Origin of the sequence: Micromonospora sp. WMMC264, from assembly GCF_027497275.1 — a bacterium.
In the GTDB taxonomy this organism is placed as follows: Bacteria; Actinomycetota; Actinomycetes; order Mycobacteriales; family Micromonosporaceae; genus Micromonospora; species Micromonospora chalcea.
In genome coordinates, this window is sequence record NZ_CP114907.1 from 6424600 (window position 1) to 6441162 (window position 16563).

12 protein-coding genes are annotated in these 16563 nt (G+C 73.8%); 8 read left to right on the forward strand and 4 right to left on the reverse strand.

The features are described 5' to 3' along the window. Window positions 1-200 precede the first annotated feature (200 nt). On the reverse strand, window positions 201-1172 hold the full coding sequence (locus O7542_RS28735) for an ECF subfamily RNA polymerase sigma factor, BldN family (RefSeq protein WP_043328086.1): 972 nt from the start codon (window positions 1170-1172) through the stop codon (window positions 201-203). Window positions 1173-1684: 512 nt separating this feature from the next. Here O7542_RS28735 and O7542_RS28740 point away from each other — a divergent pair. Genes O7542_RS28740 through O7542_RS28750 form a run of 3 tightly spaced genes read left to right on the forward strand, consistent with a single transcriptional unit; the run spans window position 1685 to window position 4271 of the window. After that, window positions 1685-3361, forward strand: a complete 1677-nt coding sequence (locus O7542_RS28740; protein WP_281605467.1) for an AMP-binding protein — start codon at window positions 1685-1687, stop codon at window positions 3359-3361. Continuing rightward, the gene (locus tag O7542_RS28745) at window positions 3351-3605 is read left to right on the forward strand and encodes a glutaredoxin family protein (protein ID WP_013288752.1); all 255 of its coding nucleotides are present in this window, start codon (window positions 3351-3353) and stop codon (window positions 3603-3605) included. Before O7542_RS28740 ends, O7542_RS28745 begins: the two co-directional genes overlap by 11 nt. Window positions 3606-3629: 24 nt before the next feature. Next, window positions 3630-4271: an HAD hydrolase-like protein gene (locus tag O7542_RS28750; protein WP_281606513.1), complete on the forward strand. Its 642-nt coding sequence runs from the start codon at window positions 3630-3632 to the stop codon at window positions 4269-4271. Between the two features lie 10 nt (window positions 4272-4281). On the opposite strand, the gene O7542_RS28755 is transcribed toward O7542_RS28750, so the two are convergent. Then, window positions 4282-4938 (reverse strand): response regulator transcription factor, encoded by a 657-nt coding sequence (locus O7542_RS28755; RefSeq protein WP_030502878.1) that lies wholly within the window; start codon window positions 4936-4938, stop codon window positions 4282-4284. 39 nt (window positions 4939-4977) lie between these two features. Further along, the gene (locus O7542_RS28760; protein WP_069087776.1) at window positions 4978-6282 is read right to left on the reverse strand and encodes a sensor histidine kinase; all 1305 of its coding nucleotides are present in this window, start codon (window positions 6280-6282) and stop codon (window positions 4978-4980) included. Between the two features lie 390 nt (window positions 6283-6672). On the opposite strand from O7542_RS28760, the gene O7542_RS28765 reads away from it, so the two are divergent. The 5 genes from O7542_RS28765 to hemB are packed head-to-tail and all read left to right on the forward strand — an operon-like array spanning window position 6673 to window position 12371. Next, window positions 6673-7443, forward strand: coding sequence for a redox-sensing transcriptional repressor Rex (locus tag O7542_RS28765; RefSeq protein ID WP_043328093.1), 771 nt, complete (start codon window positions 6673-6675; stop codon window positions 7441-7443). Further along, complete coding sequence (locus O7542_RS28770; protein ID WP_043328095.1) at window positions 7440-8813, forward strand: glutamyl-tRNA reductase; 1374 nt, start codon at window positions 7440-7442, stop codon at window positions 8811-8813. The genes O7542_RS28765 and O7542_RS28770 overlap by 4 nt, the downstream gene beginning before the upstream one ends. After that, a complete protein-coding gene (gene hemC, locus O7542_RS28775) occupies window positions 8810-9796 on the forward strand; it encodes a hydroxymethylbilane synthase (RefSeq protein ID WP_064446671.1) in 987 nt (328 codons plus the stop codon). Before O7542_RS28770 ends, hemC begins: the two co-directional genes overlap by 4 nt. Next, complete coding sequence (locus O7542_RS28780) at window positions 9793-11373, forward strand: uroporphyrinogen-III synthase (RefSeq protein WP_030502883.1); 1581 nt, start codon at window positions 9793-9795, stop codon at window positions 11371-11373. Before hemC ends, O7542_RS28780 begins: the two co-directional genes overlap by 4 nt. A 14-nt stretch (window positions 11374-11387) precedes the next feature. Further along, a complete protein-coding gene (gene hemB, locus O7542_RS28785) occupies window positions 11388-12371 on the forward strand; it encodes a porphobilinogen synthase (protein ID WP_043328097.1) in 984 nt (327 codons plus the stop codon). Between the two features lie 888 nt (window positions 12372-13259). On the opposite strand, the gene O7542_RS28790 is transcribed toward hemB, so the two are convergent. Further along, window positions 13260-16532 (reverse strand): lamin tail domain-containing protein, encoded by a 3273-nt coding sequence (locus O7542_RS28790; RefSeq protein WP_281605468.1) that lies wholly within the window; start codon window positions 16530-16532, stop codon window positions 13260-13262. Window positions 16533-16563: the final 31 nt, after the last annotated feature.

The window sequence follows — 16563 nt, forward strand, 5'->3', positions numbered from 1 at the left end:
CGACCCGACCCGCCGGACCGGGTGGCCCGGGGGACGCCGGGACAACCACTGGTCGCACCCGGAGAAACGGACCGCGCCGGTCGCCGGTTACGGCTGGGACGGCGGCGAAATCACCAAGAGTGATCGGCCTGCGTGGGGCGTCGGGCACGCGACAGCGCCCGGCGGTGGCGCCGGTGAGGAAACGGGACGGTGGCTGCCGGTCAGGAGTGGAAGCCGTCGGGCAGCAGGCGGGCCAGGGCCCGTACCGCGCGGTACTGGAGGGCCTTGATGGCGCCCTCGTTCTTGCCCATGGCACGGGCCGTCTCGGCCACCGAGAAGCCCTGGAGGAACCGCAGCACGATGCACTCCTGCTGCTCCGGGTTGAGCTGCTTGACGGCGGTGAGCAGGGCGACGTTGGTGATGTGCTCCACCACCGCCGCCTCCGGGCTACCCTCCGGACCGCGGTCCTCCCGGTCGGCGTCGAGGACGTCGCCGGTGGTCACCTCCAGCCGGTAGCGCCCCGACTTGAAGTGGTCGGCGACCAGGTTGCGGGCGATGGTGACCAGCCAGGCGCCGAGGTCGCGCCCCTGCCAGGTGAAGCTGCCGATCCGCTTGAGCGCGCGCAGGAACGTGTCGGAGGTGAGGTCCTCGGCGAGCTGGCGGTTGCCGACCCGGAAGTAGACGAACCGGAAGACGGTGTCGACGTACCTGTCGTAGATCAGGCCGAACGCCTCGGACTCGCCGGCCTGCGCGCGTTCGACGAGCGTCCACACCTCGGTGGCCGGGTCGGAGGGGTCGGGGCGGCTGGGGAATCCGGTGGCGGGCGTGGCGGCCGGCACGGCGGGCAGGACGGCGGTGTCGCCTGTGGTCACCGCCGGCAGGATCGCGGTCTCCGCGGCGGACGGCTCCGCGCCGGTGGCCGCGTCACCGCGCCGGGCCTGGGCCGGCATGGTCGGGCGGGCCGGGCTGCCGAGGCGGCCGGCCGCGGGTTTCGCGTTGCCGCCGGGCGTCGCGGGACGCGCCGGCGCCTCGTTCGTGTGGTGTGCGCGGCTGCGTACGCGCCGCCCCTCGCCGCGTACCGCGAGCTGGCTCTCGGCGCTGCGTGGAGGCGGGTCCGCGCGCTCGTTGAGCGGGTTGCGCTGGGTCGGGCCGGTGACGCCGGCCGGCCGTTCGGCGTAACCGAAGGTGGTCACCGCGCCTCCCCGGTCCGAGTGGGCAGCGACCGCACCGGGCGCCACTGTGGTGCCGGGGGACCGGGTGGAACCCGGCCGGGCACGGCCGGGTCGGGACGTGCCGACGGGCGGCAGATCCCCTTGAGGTGCTGGTCCAATGCGCTGACGGGCACGGGGGCCTCCTCGGGCTGAGGGGTGTCGACTCACGGCAAATGGGGTGAGCCGACCCGAGTGATGATAGGGCCAACGTCACCCACGCGTGGCAAGTCCGTTACACAGAGCGGAAGTATTTCCCGCCGGATCGCACGAATGGCGGACCCGTTGTCCGTCGCGTGTGGTTGACTTTCGCGCCGGATCGTGGTCCGCAGTGGAAAGTCCTGGTCGGAGCGGATTTTCTTTCCGCTCGGCGTGTCGCGAGGGCGGCTCGCACGGGTCGCCCCGGGTCGCTCGGCTCGTGCCGCTGGAGATCGTTATCCCGCGCTCGGGAATCCCACCGTACTGCATTCCCAGTCCCGTGTGGCGGACCCGGTGCCGTGTCCGGGCATGGTCCGGCGGACGCCGCTGTGCCAGACTCAGCCACCGTGCAGGACGCCGCCGAAAGCTCCGCGCCGAACCTCGCCGACCGGCTCCGCCGGGCCGCCACCGAACGGGGCGACCGGGCCGCGCTGCGCTGGCGCGAGCGGACGCTCACCTGGTCCGAGCTGGACGACGCGGTCACCGCCACCGCCCGCGCGCTGCTCGCCGAGGCGCCGCCGGCCGCCGGACCGGGACATCCGCCCCGGGTGGCTGTCGCGTTCGGCAACACCCCGGACTTCGTGGTCACCTACCTCGCCGCGCTCCGGGCCGGCCTGGTCGCCGTACCGGTCAACCCCGCGCTCACCGCCCGCGAGCTGCGGCACGTGCTCACCGACTCCGGCGCGACGGTGCTGGTCGGCGCCCCCGAGGTGACCGCCCGGGTGGACCGCGCCGAGCTGCCCGGGCTGCGCGCCGTGCACACCGCGCCGCCGGTACGCGGCGACACCGGGCCGGACGGGTTCCCGGCCCGCGCCGGCGACGACCTCGCCGTCCTGCTCTACACCTCCGGCACCGAGGGACGGCCCAAGGGCGCGATGCTGTCGCACCGCGCGCTCGCCGCCAACCACGACCAGACCGACCGGATCGAGCCGCCGGTGGTCGGCCCCGACGACGTCGTGCTGCTCGCCCTTCCGCTGTTCCACGCGTACGGGCTGAACACGGTGCTCGGCGCCGTGGTGCGGCACGGCGCGACGGGTGTGCTCGTCGACGAGCCCGGCCCGTCCGGGGCGCTGGACGAGATCGCCCGACACCGGGTCACGGTGCTCGTCGGCGTACCGTCGATGTTCCTGACCTGGGCCGAGGCGGAGCGTGACCCGGCCGCGGCGCTCGCCTCGGTGCGCGTCGCGGTGTGCGGCGCGGCGCCGCTGCCGCCGGCCGTCGGGGCGCGCTTCACCGAGCTGACCGGGCACCCGGTGCACGTCGGCTACGGGCTCACCGAGACCGCGCCGGTGCTCACGTCGACGCTCGTCGGCGGCGAGCCGAAACCCGGCTCGATCGGCCGTCCGCTGCCCGGCGTCGAGCTGCGCCTGACCGGGGCCGACGGCGTCGAGCTGTGGCGCGACGGAGTGCCAGCCGACGCCCCCGACGAGGACGAGATGGACCTCTCCGACGAGCTGGCCGGCACCGACCCCGGGCAGATCATGGTACGCGGGGAGAACCTGTTCGCCGGTTACTGGCCGGCCGGGCGGGGCGGGCCGGACCCGGACGGCTGGTGGGCCACCGGCGACGTCGCGTACGCCGACGGCGACGGCGACCTGTTCCTGGTCGACCGGCTCGGCGAGCTGATCCTGGTAAACGGCTTCAACGTCTACCCGCACGAGGTGGAGCTGGTGCTCCAGGCGCACCCCGGGGTGGCCGAGTCGGCGGTCCTCGGCGTGCCGCACCCGCGGACCGGCGAGACTGTGCGGGCGTACGTGGTCCGGGCGGCCGGTCCGCCGGTGACGGCTGACGACCTGCTCGCCCACTGCGCGCGTAACCTGGCCCGGTTCAAGTGCCCGACCGCCGTCGAGTTCGTCGACAGCCTGCCGTACTCGGCGATCGGGAAGGTGCGCAAGACCGAGCTGCGCCCGGCGCCCGTGGTGCCGTCGCCGGCGTCGCCGACCGAGATCCGCACGGAGGTATCCGATGTCCAGTGACCCGAGGCTCATCCTGATCACCCGGCCCGGCTGCCACCTGTGCGACGACGCGAAGGCCGCGCTCGACCGGGTGGTCGCGGTCACCGGCGACCGGTGGGTGGAGCGGGACGTCACCGGCGACCTGGAGATGGAGCGCGACTACGGCGACCGGCTGCCGGTGGTGCTGCTCGACGGCAAGGAACACGGCTACTGGCGGGTCGAGGAGGACCGGCTGCTGCGCGACCTGACCACGCCGCAGCTCTAGCCTTAGAGTGCTCGGGTGACGGGTATGCGACGCCACCTCGTGTGGGACTGGAACGGAACGCTCCTCGACGACCTCGACCTGGTGGTCCAGGCCACGAACGTGGCCTTCGCCAGCGCCGGCGGGCCGGCGGTCACCGCGGCCGAGCACCGGGTCCGGTTCCGGCGGCCGATCGCCGACTACTACGCCGAGATGCTCGGCCGGGCCGTGGACGCCGAGGCGTTCGGCACGCTGGACCGGGTCTTCCACGACGCCTACCGGGCCGGGCTGACCACCTGCGCCCTGGCCGCCGACGCCACCACCGCGATCGAGTCCTGGGAGGGCAGCCAGTCGCTGCTGTCCATGTGGTTCCACGACGAGCTGGTGCCGACGGTGCACACGTACGGGCTGACGCCGCACTTCCGCCGGGTGGACGGGCTGCGTGCCACAGTCGGCGGCGGGCACAAGGCCGAGTGGCTGGAGAAGCACCTGGCCGAGCTGGGGCTGGGCGGGCACGAGGTGGTGCTGATCGGCGACTCGCTCGACGACGCCGACGCGGCCGCCTCGGTCGGCGCCCGCTGCGTCCTCTACACCGGTGGCCTGTCCGACCCGGACCGGCTGCGCGGCAGCGGCCACCCGGCCGCCGACACGCTCACCGAGGCGGTGGCGCTGGCCCGCACGCTCGCCTGACCCGGCCCGGTCAGGCGCGCAGGTGGGCCAGGACGGCCAGGACACGGCGGTGGTGCGTGGTCGCGTCCGGCGGCAGGTCGAGCTTGGTGAAGATGTTGCGGACGTGCTTCTCGACCGCGCCGTCGCTGACCACCAGCGCCCGGGCGATGGCGGTGTTCGAGCGGCCCTCGGCCATCAGCGCCAGCACCTCGCGCTCGCGCGGGGTCAGCGACGCCAGCGGATCGTCGCGCCGCCGCCGGACCAGCAACTGGCTGATCACCTCCGGGTCGAGCACGGTGCCGCCGGCGGCCACCCGGGCCAGGCCGTCCAGGAACTCGTCGATCGCGGCGACCCGGTCCTTGAGCAGGTAGCCGATGCCGCCGCCGGCCCCGCCCGCGGTGTCCAGCAGGTCGTCGGCGTACGACACCTCGACGTACTGGGACAGCACCAGGATCGGCGTACCCGGCACCCGGCGGCGGGCCTCCACCGCGGCGCGCAGTCCCTCGTCGGTGTGCGAGGGCGGCATCCGCACGTCCACCACCGAGACGTCGGGCCGGTGCGCCACCACCGCCTCGACCAGCGCGTCACCGTCACCGACGGCCGCCACCACCTCGTGCCCGTACTCGGTCAGCAGCCGGATCAGCCCCTCCCGGAGCAGTACGGCGTCGTCCGCGATCACCACCCGCATGGGTCCGGTGTCTATCACGCCCCGACCCGGTGGTCCGGATCACCTCGGTAGTTCGGCGTGGACCCGGGTCGGGCCGCCGGCCGGGCTGGTCACCTCCAGCGTGCCGCCGGCCGCCCGGACCCGGTCGGCGATGCCGTTGAGCCCGTGGCCCTTGGCCAGGTGCGCGCCGCCGACGCCGTCGTCGGTGACGGTGATCTCCAGCCGGCCCACCTTCCGGGTGACCTCCACCCGGCAGGCGTTCGCCCGGCTGTGCTTCGACACGTTCGTCAGCGCCTCGGCCACCACGAAGTACGCGGTGCTCTCCAGCCCCGGATCGAGCCGGCCGGCGGCGGTGCCCAGGTCGTCGTCCACCACCAGTTCGGTCGGCACCAGCGCCCGGGCGGCCAGCGCGGCGAGCGCGCTGGGCAGGCCCCGGTCGACCAGGATCGGCGGCGCGATGCCCCGGGACAGCGCGCGCAGCTCGTCCAGCGTCTCCCGGGTCTGGGCCACTGCCTCGTCGAGCGTCTGCCGGGCCGCGTCCGGGTTGTCGGCGAGCTGGTGGCGGGCCCGGCCGAGGTCCATGGCGAGCCGGACCAGCCGCTGCTGCGGGCCGTCGTGGATGTCGCGCTCCAGCCGGCGCAGCGCGACCGCCTCGGCCGAGGCGGCGGCGCGCTTCTGCTCCTCCAGCGTGATGATCCGCTGCCGCATCTCGGCCACGCCGGTGAGCAGCGAGTACGCCAGCCCGGCCTGCAGGCGGGCGCAGCCGCGCGCCACCAGCGGGAGCGTGAACAGGGCGAACAGCCCGATCGCGGTGTTCAGGGCGATCCGGGCGCCGGCGCCGTCACCCATCCCGAGGAGCTGGCTCAGGTCCTGGTCGTCGACGCCGCGCGGGATGGCCCAGTCGTAGACGACGTAGAGCGTGCCGCCCAGGGCCAGCACCCACCAGACCACCAGCAGCACGAACGTGGGCAGGGCCACCAGCAGCCGGACGAACGCGTGCAGCAGGTCGAGCCACGACTGCGCGTCCCGGATCGGGGTGAACACCCGCCGCCAGAACCCGGCGCCCGGCTCCGGCCGGCGGTAGACCGGGCGTACCCGGGGCCGGTCCAGCACCGCGGCGAGCCGGAGCCGCTCGATGTCGGCCAGCCCACGGGCGGCGTAGAGGAAGCCGGCGAGGATCGGCAGGCCGAGCGTGGTCACCAGCAGCCCGGCGCTGAGTGAGATCCCCACCACCGCGAGCACGAAGCCGACGATCGCCAGCGGGAAGCCCACGAGTACGTAGGTGGTGTCGCGGGCGAGGCGGCGCAGCAGCCCGTGGACGGGGGACAGCGGAGTGGGCGCGGTGGCCAGTGGTGCGGCGGTCATGGTTCGAGGCTATGGGCGCGTGCCCCGCCGACCCATCCCGCACGCTGGCCTCTTGGGGGTGGGGTTCTCCCTACTGCAAAACGTGAGACTCGCCTCGCCACGCCGGTGACGGAGCGCTACGAGCCGCGCGCGATTGGTCAGGGAAGTCGGGATTGAGCAATAATCGCCACGCGCCGCCAAGGGAGGCGGTCGATCGATCTTGCGGGAATGGAGGGGCAGGTGAAGGCGCGTCGCGAGCTTTCAAGATCGCGATTTGTGCACCTCTTCACAAGCGCCTACTCTGTAGTTCCGACGCGCCCTGCTAGCACAGCCGGCAATCTCGGTCGCCAGCGGGAGTCCCGAAACGACCGGCCCCCGTCGCTGGTCGAGGATCGCACCGCACGGAGTCTCATGAGTCAGCACCGTCAACCAGGCGCGCCCGGCCGCACCGGTGCCGTACCGGCGCTTCCGGACCTGCCCGAGGCGACCGTGTCCCGGCTCCCGGAATACCTGCGTGCGCTGCACACGCTCGCCGACTCCGGGCACGAGACGGTGTCCAGCGAAGGGCTCGCCAACGCGGCAGGCGTCAACTCCGCGAAGCTCCGCAAGGACCTGTCCCACCTCGGCTCGTACGGCACCCGGGGCGTCGGCTACGACGTGGCGCTCCTGGTCGACCAGATCTCCTCGGTGCTCGGCCTCACCCAGTGCCGGGCCGTCGCGCTCGTCGGCGTCGGTAACCTCGGTCACGCGCTGGCCGGCTACGACGGCTTCGCCAACCGCGGCTTCCGTATCGCCGCGCTCCTCGACGCCGACCGGTCCCGGGTCGGCGAGCGGATCAACGGACTCGTCGTCCAGCACATCGACGACCTGCCCCAGGTGGTCGCCGAGGAATCGATCTCGATCGGCGTCATCGCCACGCCCGCCCCGGCCGCCCAGGCGGTCGCCGATCAGCTGGTCGCCGTCGGCGTGACGAGCATCCTCAACTTCGCGCCCTGCGTACTCTCGGTCCCGGACGGGGTCGACGTGCGCAAGGTCGACCTCGCCATCGAGCTGCAGATCCTGTCCTTCCACGAGCACCGCAAGGCGTCGCTGACCGCGCTCCCCGCCACCGGCGGGACCGCCCTCACCGCCCTGCCCGGCGGACTCGCGGCCACCGACACCCAGGAGGCGATCGGCACGTGAAACTGCTCGTCGTCGGCGCGTCCTACCGCACCGCCCCGGTCGCCACCCTGGAACAGCTCGCCGTCCCGCCCGCCGACCTCACCCGGACGCTGGACCGCCTGATCGCCCAGCCGTACGTCGCCGAGGCCGTCCTGGTCTCCACCTGCAACCGGGTGGAGGTCTACGCCGCCGTCTCCGGGTTCCACGGCGGACTCGGCGACATCTGCGCGGTCCTGGCCGATCAGGCCGGCTGCCAGCCGGCGGCGCTCGCCCCGCACCTCTACGTGCACTACGACGCCGCCGCCGTGGACCACGTCTTCCGGGTGGCCGCCGGGCTCGACTCGATGGTGGTCGGCGAGGCGCAGATCCTCGGCCAGCTCCGCGACGCCTACCACTCCGCCGGTGGCGCCGACTCGGCCGGCCGCCTGCTGCACGAGCTGATGCAGCAGGCGCTGCGGGTCGGCAAGCGCGCGCACGCCGAGACCAACATCGACCGGGCCGGGCAGAGCGTCGTCACCGCCGCCCTCGACCTCGCCGCCGAGATGCTCGACGGCGAGCTGGCCGGGCGGCCCGCGATGATCGTCGGCGCGGGCGCGATGGGCTCGCTGGGCGTGGCCACGCTGTCCCGGCTGGGCGCCGGCCCGCTCACCGTGACCAACCGGGGCGCCGCCCGTGCCGTCCGGCTCGCCGAGTCGTACGGCGCGTCCGCCGTGCCGATGGCCGAGCTGATCACCGCGCTCGCCGACGTCGACGTCGTGGTCGCCGCCACCGCCGCCACCGAGCCGGTGCTCACCCGCGACGTGGTGACCCGGGCACTGGCCCGCCGGGACGCCGACCGCGGCCCGCTGGTCCTGCTCGACCTGGCCGTACCGCGCGACGTCGAGCCCGGCGTCGCCGAGCTGCCCGGCGTCGAGGTCGTCGACATCGACCGGATGGCCGCCGTGCTCGCCGACGGGCCGGCCGCCGCCGACGCCGCCGAGGTGGCCCGGATCGTGGCCGGTGAGGTCGAGTCGTTCCTGAGCTGGCTGCGCGGCGCCGACGTGGCGCCGACGGTGGCCGCCCTGCGCGGCCGGGCCGACGACGTGGTCGCCACCGAGCTGCGCCGGCTCGGCCAGCGCCGCCCCGACCTCAGCGACGACCAGCGCGCCGAGGTGGCCCGGACCGTGCACCGGGTCGTCCAGCGACTGCTGCACCAGCCGACCGTACGGGTCCGCCAGCTCGCCGCCGAGCCCGGCGGCGACCAGTACGCGGCGCTGCTGCGCGAGCTGTTCGACCTGGACGTTCCGCAGACGTCCCCGGTCGACACCGTTCCCGACGTGGTCGCCACCGATCTCGACGGGCGGCCGTCGTTCGACGCCGCCGACATCCCGCCCACCGGAGGTGCGCGATGACCGCCCCACTGCGCCTCGGCACCCGGGGCAGCGCCCTGGCGATGGCCCAGTCCGGCCACGTGGCCGAAGCCCTCACCGCGGCCACCGGCCGCCCGGTCGAGCTGGTCGAGGTGGTGACCGCCGGGGACAAGTCGACCGCCCCGGTGCAGCGACTCGGCGTCGGCGTGTTCGTGTCCGCGCTGCGCGACGCGCTGACCGCCGGTGAGATCGACTTCGCCGTCCACTCGTACAAGGACCTGCCCACCGCGGCGGCGCCCGGCCTGCACGTCGCGGCCGTGCCGCCCCGGCAGGACCCGCGCGACGCGCTGGTGGCCACCGACGGCCGTACGCTCGCCGAGCTGCCGCCCGGCGCCCGCGTCGGCACCGGCGCGCTGCGCCGGATCGCCCAGCTGCACGCGCTGGGCATGCAGTTGGAGGTCACCCCGATCCGGGGCAACATCGACACCCGGCTCAGCCGGGTGCTCGGCCCGGACGCCGACCTCGACGCCGTCGTGCTGGCCCGCGCCGGGCTCAACCGGATCGGCCGCGCCGACGTCATCACCGAGACGCTCGACCCGATGCTCATGCTGCCCGCGCCCGCTCAGGGCGCGCTGGCCGTCGAGTGCCGGGCCGACGACCAGGACGTGATCGAGATGCTCGCGCTGCTCGACCACGAGCCGTCCCGCGCCGCGATCACCGCGGAACGGGCGCTGCTGGCCACCCTGGAGGCAGGATGCAGCGCACCCGTGGCCGCGTACGCCGTCCTCGCCGAAGGCGAGCCCACCGACGAGGGCGACGTGATTCAGGAGATCTACCTGCGCGGTGCGGTGATCAGCCCGGACGGTTCGCGTGACCTCCGGCTGTCCCGCACCGGAACGCCCGCCGACGCGGCGGAGATCGGCAAGGCACTCGCCGCCGAACTCCTCGAACTCGGCGCCGACTCGATCCTCGGCCAGGACGCACAGGCCGGCCCGGGGACCCAGCAACTTGGGAGCACAGAATGACCCGCACCCGTAAGCCCGTAGGCCAGATCGCTTTCGTCGGGGCCGGTCCCGGCGACCCCGGCCTGCTGACCCGCCGGGCGCTGGACGCCCTGGTCGAGGCCGACCAGGTGGTCTACGACCGGGGCGTACCCGAGTCGCTCCTGGCGCACGTACGCGCCCAGGCCCGGCCCGACGCCGAGTTCAGCCCCGCCGAGGGTGTGCCGGGGGACGTGGCGAAGGTGCTGATCTCCGCGGCCCGGTCCGGGCAGAACGCCGTGCACCTGGTCGCCGGTGACCCGTTCGGCCACGACTCGGTGGTCAAGGAGGTGCAGGCGGTCGCGCGTACCGCAGCGCACTTCGAGGTGGTGCCGGGCGTCGGCCAGGCCGAGGGCGTCGCCACCTACGCGGGCGTCCCGCTGCCGGGCGTACGCACCGCCGCCGACGTCGAGGACGTCACCGCGCTCGACTTCGACGCGCTCGCCACGGCCGTGGGCCGGGGTTCGCTGGCGCTCGCCGTGGACGCCGGTGACCTGGCCGCTGTCCGGGACGGCCTGCTGGCCGCCGGCGTCGACGGCACCACAGCGGTCGGGGTGACCGGCGACGGCACCGGCGAGACGCAGTACACCACCACGTCGACTGTCGACTCCTTCGTCGCGGCGGCGCTCGGCTTCACCGGCCGGGTGGTGCTCACCGTCGGCGCGGCCGTCACCGACCGCGACAAGCTGAGCTGGTGGGAGAACCGCCCGCTGTACGGCTGGAAGGTGCTGGTGCCCCGCACCAAGGAGCAGGCCGGCGTGATGAGCGCCCGGCTGCGCGCGTACGGGGCGATCCCGTGCGAGGTGCCGACCATCGCGGTCGAGCCGCCGCGTACCCCGGCGCAGATGGAGCGGGCGGTCAAGGGCCTGGTCGACGGCCGCTACGCCTGGGTGATCTTCACCTCGGTCAACGCGGTCCGGGCGGTGTGGGAGAAGTTCGCCGAGCACGGCCTCGACGCCCGCCACTTCGGCGGCGTCAAGATCGCCTGTATCGGTGACGCCACCGCTGAGGCGGTCCGCGCGTTCGGCATCCAGCCGGAGCTGATCCCCTCCGGGGAGCAGTCCTCCGAGGGCCTGCTGGCCGAGTTCTCGCCGCACGACGAGGTCCTCGACCCGGTCGGCCGGGTGCTGCTGCCGCGCGCCGACATCGCGACCGAGACGCTTGCCGCCGGGCTCACCGAGCGGGGCTGGGAGGTCGACGACGTGACCGCGTACCGGACGGTGCGGGCGGCCCCGCCGCCGGCCGAGATCCGCGACGCGATCAAGTCGGGCGGGTTCGACGCCGTGCTGTTCACCTCGTCGTCCACGGTGCGGAACCTCGTCGGTATCGCCGGGAAGCCGCATGCGCGCACGGTTGTTGCAGTGATCGGGCCCAAGACGGCGGAGACCGCCACCGAGTTCGGCCTGCGGGTCGACGTGCAGCCGCCGCACGCCTCGGTGCCCGACCTGGTGGAGGCGCTCGCCGCCTACGCCGTCGAACTGCGGGAGAAGCTCGCCGCCATGCCGGCGAAGCAGCGCCGGGGCTCCAAGGTGCAGGGCCCGACCGCCCTGAGGTTCCGCTGACAGGAGGCTCCCTCATGCCGTACCCCGAGATCCGGCCCCGCCGGCTGCGTCGCAACGCGGCCGTGCGGCGGCTGGTCTCCGAGACCCGCGTCGACCCGGCCGAACTGGTCGTGCCGATGTTCGTCAAGGAGGGGCTGACCGAGCCGAGGGCGATCGCGTCGCTCCCGGGAGTGCTCCAGCACTCCCGGGACTCGCTGCGCAAGGCCGCCGTCGAAGCGGTCCAGGCCGGGGTCGGCGGGATCATGCTGTTCGGGGTGCCGGCGACGCGCGACGAGACCGGCTCCGGCGGTGTCGACCCGGCGGGCATCCTGAACGTGGCGATCCGGGACGTGGTCGCCGAGGTCGGTGACGCGACTGTGGTGATGAGCGACCTCTGCCTGGACGAGTTCACCTCGCACGGGCACTGCGGCCTGCTCACCCCGGACGGCGGGGTCGACAACGACGCCACGCTCGCCGCGTACGCCGACATGGCGGTGGCCCAGGCCGCCGCCGGGGTCCACGTGGTCGGCCCGTCCGGGATGATGGACGGCCAGGTCGGCGTGGTCCGCAAGGCGCTCGACGCCGCCGGGCACCAGGACGTCTCGGTGCTCGCGTACGCGGTGAAGTACGCCTCCGCCTTCTACGGCCCGTTCCGCGACGCGGTGGAGTCGGCGCTGGAGGGCGACCGGCGTACCTACCAGCAGGACCCGGCGAACCTGCGCGAGTCGCTGCGCGAAGTCGAGCTGGACGTGGCCGAGGGCGCCGACATGGTGATGGTGAAGCCCGCGCTGCCCTACCTCGACGTGGTGTCTGCGGTCCGGGCCGCGGTGGACGTGCCGGTCGCCGCCTATCAGGTCTCCGGCGAGTACGCGATGGTCGAGGCGGCCGCCGCGAACGGCTGGATCGACCGGGAGCGGGTGATGCTGGAGACGCTCACCTCGATCCGCCGGGCCGGCGCGCAGATCATCCTCACCTACTGGGCGGTCGAGGCGGCCCAGCTGCTGCGCGAGCGCTACTGACCCCCACCCGGCCGCCCGGCGTCGGACCCGGGGCGGGCTGGCGCCGGCGCGCGTGTTGTGGCGCGTCGGTGAGATCCGCGGGCGGTGCGTTGCCTCAAGTTGTCCACAGCCAGACGCGGTAGCTCACAGTAGTTTTCAGGGCGGCAGGCGCTATGCCCCTCAGCCGACTTTGCTCTGCAGCCACGGGTGCAACTGTCACGAAGCGTAAGCAGCGCTTCGAAGGCTGCAGAGCAAAGTCGACTGAGGTGGTCTTCCTTGGCTCGGCTATTCCGAGCGTCGTGTCCGGATTGGTTGTTATTTGTCTTGAGTGTGCGGCGTTCGCTTCGGCAGTACTGGCTAACGCACAGTGATGTCACGCTCCGTGTGCCTTGAGTGGGGCGGTTGACGCACGGCGAGGTCTGGTCGGGCGGCGGATTCCAGGTTTTCCACAGGGGTGCGGAGCGGGGTTCGCCCGGGTGCATCCGAGCACGGTCGGGCGGATCGAGGCGGGCAGCCTGACGCCGAGCCTGGCCATGCTGTCGCGCATCGTGGGCACGGCCGGCTTCCGGCTCGTGGTCGTCGACGAGGCCGGCACGGTGCTCAAGCCGATGCGTGACCGGGCCGACCTGCGTGACGGCGCGGAGCGGCGGTACCCGTCCCACCTCGACGTCGTCACCGACCCGGAGCCGGGGGAGTGGTGGGCCGACCGGTACGGGCTGGCCCGCCCGCCGGAGACCTTCTACCGCGACCGGCGGTCCGGGACGCGCTGCGCCGCCGCAGCCAGTGGGAGGTGCGGGTGGCCAAGTACCGGAACGTGCCGCCCCCGCCCGATCCGCAGCGGTGCGGATACCGCGGCGGCCCGCCGATCCGCCCATGAGCGAATCGACGGGCCGCCGCCCGGAACACCTGTCAGTCGTCGTTCAGGATCGTCCCGACGCCGGACGGGTCGGCCAGCCGCAGGCCCGGCACACCCGCCACGTACAGCGTGAGCTTCTCGTCCGCCTCGCGCTTGCGGTCGCCGCGAACGGTGACCGGGAACGCCAGCGAGGTCTGGCCCGCGGGGAGCAGCTTGCAACCCACGTACGGGTCGTAGTCCGACCCGGCCTGGGCGGTCGTGCCGTAGGTGGTCGCGCAGATCAATGCCGGCTCGGAGAGCGGGCGGGACACGGTGACGGTGAACGTCATCGCGCGGGTGCCCTTGTCGCCCTCTGCCACCGAGGTGTCGGCCACCCGCAGCGAGGCGCGCGACCGGAACCGGGCCACCTGCGGGTCGTGGTCGCTGGCGCCCCGGTCACCCAGCTCCGGCGCGTCGGTCGGATAGTCGGCGTTGATGTGCGCCGTCCGTACCTGCACCAGGTCGTCGTGCATCGGGTCGTTCACGAACAGGTTGTCCAGCGTCTGCGCCTGGCCGCTGAAGGTGTACGAGTACGCCGACGCGGGCGCGTCCGCCACCAGGTCGTCCCAGAGGTTGTGCAGCCCGGCCTCGTACAGCGGGGCGAGCTGGTCCGACGGAGTCGGGTTCTGTGCGGTGGCGATCGGGTCGTCCGGGCGGGGGAACACGTTCAGGTCGCCGCCGTAGACCACGCGGGCGTTCGGGTCGCTCGCCTCGACCGCCGCGACGATCGCGGCGCCGTACGCGGCCTGCTCGCGGCGCTGCCCGACCCGGCTGTCCGGCCCGGACGAGAAGTGGTTGGCGACCGCCCAGAGCGCGAACCGCTCGGTCGAGCCGGGCGCGGCCTTGACGGTGAACCGGGCCAGCTGGGCCGCGCGGGTGTAGACGTTGCTGCCGTCCACGCCGGTCGACCGGTCCACGTCGGCGGGCAGCACCGCGTTGAACGCCTTCGGGTTCTGCACGTCCGCGTTGGAAGCGAGCGCCGCCGAGCGGTACTGGACGGTCGGCGCGGAGCCCAGCAGCGGGTCCGCGGCGGTCGCCTCGGCCAGCGTGAGCCGGTCGGTGCGGTAGAGGAACGCCGAGGCGATGCCGCGGGCGTCCGCGCCGGTGCGGTCGTACGCGGCGGCGTAGGCGGGGCCGCCGTTGGCCGCGATGGCCAGCGCCAGCTCCTGCACGGTGTCCGGCGCGCCGTCGGCGTTGTTCGTGTCACCGCACGCCAGGGCGCCGTCGACCACCGAGCAGATGTCCTGGTCCTCGGCCTCCTGCACCAGGATCAGGTCCGGGCTGTGCAGCGAGTTGACGATTTGCCGGGCCTGCGCGGCCAGCTTGGCGGCGTACGCCTCCTGGCTCGCCGGCACGTAGTCGAACGGCGGGCTGACCCCCGTACATCCGGTGTTGCCGGCGAAGTCGCAGCCGTCGAACGGGTCGTCCCGGTAGTCGTACAGGTTCTCCACGTTGTAGGTGGCGATCGCGACCTCGCTGCCGCGGTCGGCCGGCTGCGGCGGGTGGTTCGCGGCCGGGTCCGCGCCACCGGTCAGGGTGAGCTGCTCGGGCTGCACGCTGTACTTGCTGAACGCGTACGACACGGAGCCGTAGGCGTCCTCGGTCAGCGTGTCGAACGTGCGCGCCTCGGGCAGCAGCGCGCGGGAGTCACCGGCGGCCGCCTTCACGCCGCCCGCCCCCAGCAGGATGCGCTGGTTGTTGCCGTTGTCGAAGAGCGTGCCGGGGATGTCGTCGAGCGGGTGCGCGTCCCGGAACACCCGGCGGGCGTACGGGTCGGACCGCTTCATGACCGGGTCCTCCCGGTCCAGCACGTAGATCTCGGAGTCGGCGGTGGAGGAGTAGATGTGCCGGGGCGCGGATACGCCGCTGCCGGCGCGTACCCGCATCCGCTCGCCCTCGTGCCGCTCCCAGTACAGGTCGGCGGCGGCCGCCTCGGCCGGCGGGACCGCGTCGTCGACCCGGACCGCGGTGTCCACGTCGAGGCCGGAGTCGAGCTTGCGGACCAGCGAGGCGCCGGAGAGCTGGGTCTGGTTGAAGTACTCGGAGACCCGGCCGCGCAGCACTACCTCGTCGCCGACGGTGGGGGCGTACCCGCCGATCAGCGTGGTGAACGAGCCCATGAAGACGAACAGCCCGTCGGAGGTGAGCGGGTCGCCGTCCTCGGTGCCGAGCCGGCTCTGCAGGTAGAAGCCCCACTGGTCGGCCCCGGCCGAGCTGCGGGTCAGCGACATGCCGGTGATGACGCCGCGCACGTCGTACAACTGGGAGCTGGTGCCGTTGCCGCTGGCCGGGGCGAGCGGCGACCGGTCGGCGCGGCCGTCCTCGTCGTCGCCGGTGCGGCCCTGCACCTCGCCGATCGACAGCACGCTGGTGGCCTGCACGGAGAGCGTGCAGGTGGCGGTGTCGCCGTCGTCGTCGGTGGCGGTCACCGTGACCGCGTAGCTGCCGGCCGGCAGGCCGGTGGCGGTCAGCGTGGCGGTGGCCGTGCCACCGTCCCCGGCCGCCGGGGTGAACGCGGTAAGGCTGATCGAGCCGCTCGCCGGAGCCGGCACGACGGCGGTGACCGCGAGGTCGGTGATCGTGTCGTCGGCGTCGGTCGCGGTCACCTCGCGGGTCGCGGTGGCGCCCGCCGACAGCGTCAGCGCGCCGCCGCAGGCCAGCGTCGGCGGCTGGTCGACCGGGCCGCCTCCGCCGACGGTGTGGCTGCCCAGCCCGTCGAACGTGTCGGTGGCGAAGCCGGCCCACTGCGCGGCCGGGTCGAACGGGTCCGCCGGGTCGGTGTCGCCGGCGGTCACCGAGGGCAGCCGGCGCAACGTGTTGTCGGCGGTGCTGGTGAGCCCGCTGCCCCACTCGGTGCCCGGGTCGACGCCGACCTGGCCGAGGGAGTCGACCACCGTGTCACCCTTGCGCAGCACGATCGCGTCGTCGCCGTTGAACAGCGACCCGCCGTACGTCTGGTCGGCCTGGGCGAGGATCGCGGGCGCGGCCGACGCGGCGGCGAAGACGAACACGTCCCCGGCGGCGACGGTGCCGGTCAGCGCGATGTTCGTCGACGTGCTGGCGCCGTTGAAGTAGAGCTGGAGCTGGTAGCCCGCGGCAGCCAGGTCGATCGGGGCGCCGGTGCCGTTGTACAGCTCGACGGCCTTGTTGTTGGACGACCCCTCGACGTACTCGGAAATGAGCAGGTCGGTGGGCGCGGCGCTGGCCGCGGGGGGTGCGACAGCGATCGCCGTGAGGGTGACGGCGGCGGTGGTCGCGAGCGCGGCGAGGGTGCGGCGCGGGCGCATGGGGCCTCCACGGTGGGTGGACAGGAACTAA

Excerpts from the sequence above, each read along its gene's own strand:
- O7542_RS28745 (WP_013288752.1), top strand. The coding sequence starts at position 3,351 with ATGTCCAGTGACCCGAGGCTCATCCTGATCACCCGGCCCGGCTGCCAC.
- O7542_RS28750 (WP_281606513.1), top strand. The coding sequence starts at position 3,630 with ATGCGACGCCACCTCGTGTGGGACTGGAACGGAACGCTCCTCGACGAC.
- O7542_RS28755 (WP_030502878.1), bottom strand. The coding sequence starts at position 4,938 with ATGCGGGTGGTGATCGCGGACGACGCCGTACTGCTCCGGGAGGGGCTG.
- O7542_RS28760 (WP_069087776.1), bottom strand. The coding sequence starts at position 6,282 with ATGACCGCCGCACCACTGGCCACCGCGCCCACTCCGCTGTCCCCCGTC.
- O7542_RS28765 (WP_043328093.1), top strand. The coding sequence starts at position 6,673 with ATGAGTCAGCACCGTCAACCAGGCGCGCCCGGCCGCACCGGTGCCGTA.
- hemC (WP_064446671.1), top strand. The coding sequence starts at position 8,810 with ATGACCGCCCCACTGCGCCTCGGCACCCGGGGCAGCGCCCTGGCGATG.
- O7542_RS28780 (WP_030502883.1), top strand. The coding sequence starts at position 9,793 with ATGACCCGCACCCGTAAGCCCGTAGGCCAGATCGCTTTCGTCGGGGCC.
- hemB (WP_043328097.1), top strand. The coding sequence starts at position 11,388 with ATGCCGTACCCCGAGATCCGGCCCCGCCGGCTGCGTCGCAACGCGGCC.
- O7542_RS28790 (WP_281605468.1), bottom strand. The coding sequence starts at position 16,532 with ATGCGCCCGCGCCGCACCCTCGCCGCGCTCGCGACCACCGCCGCCGTC.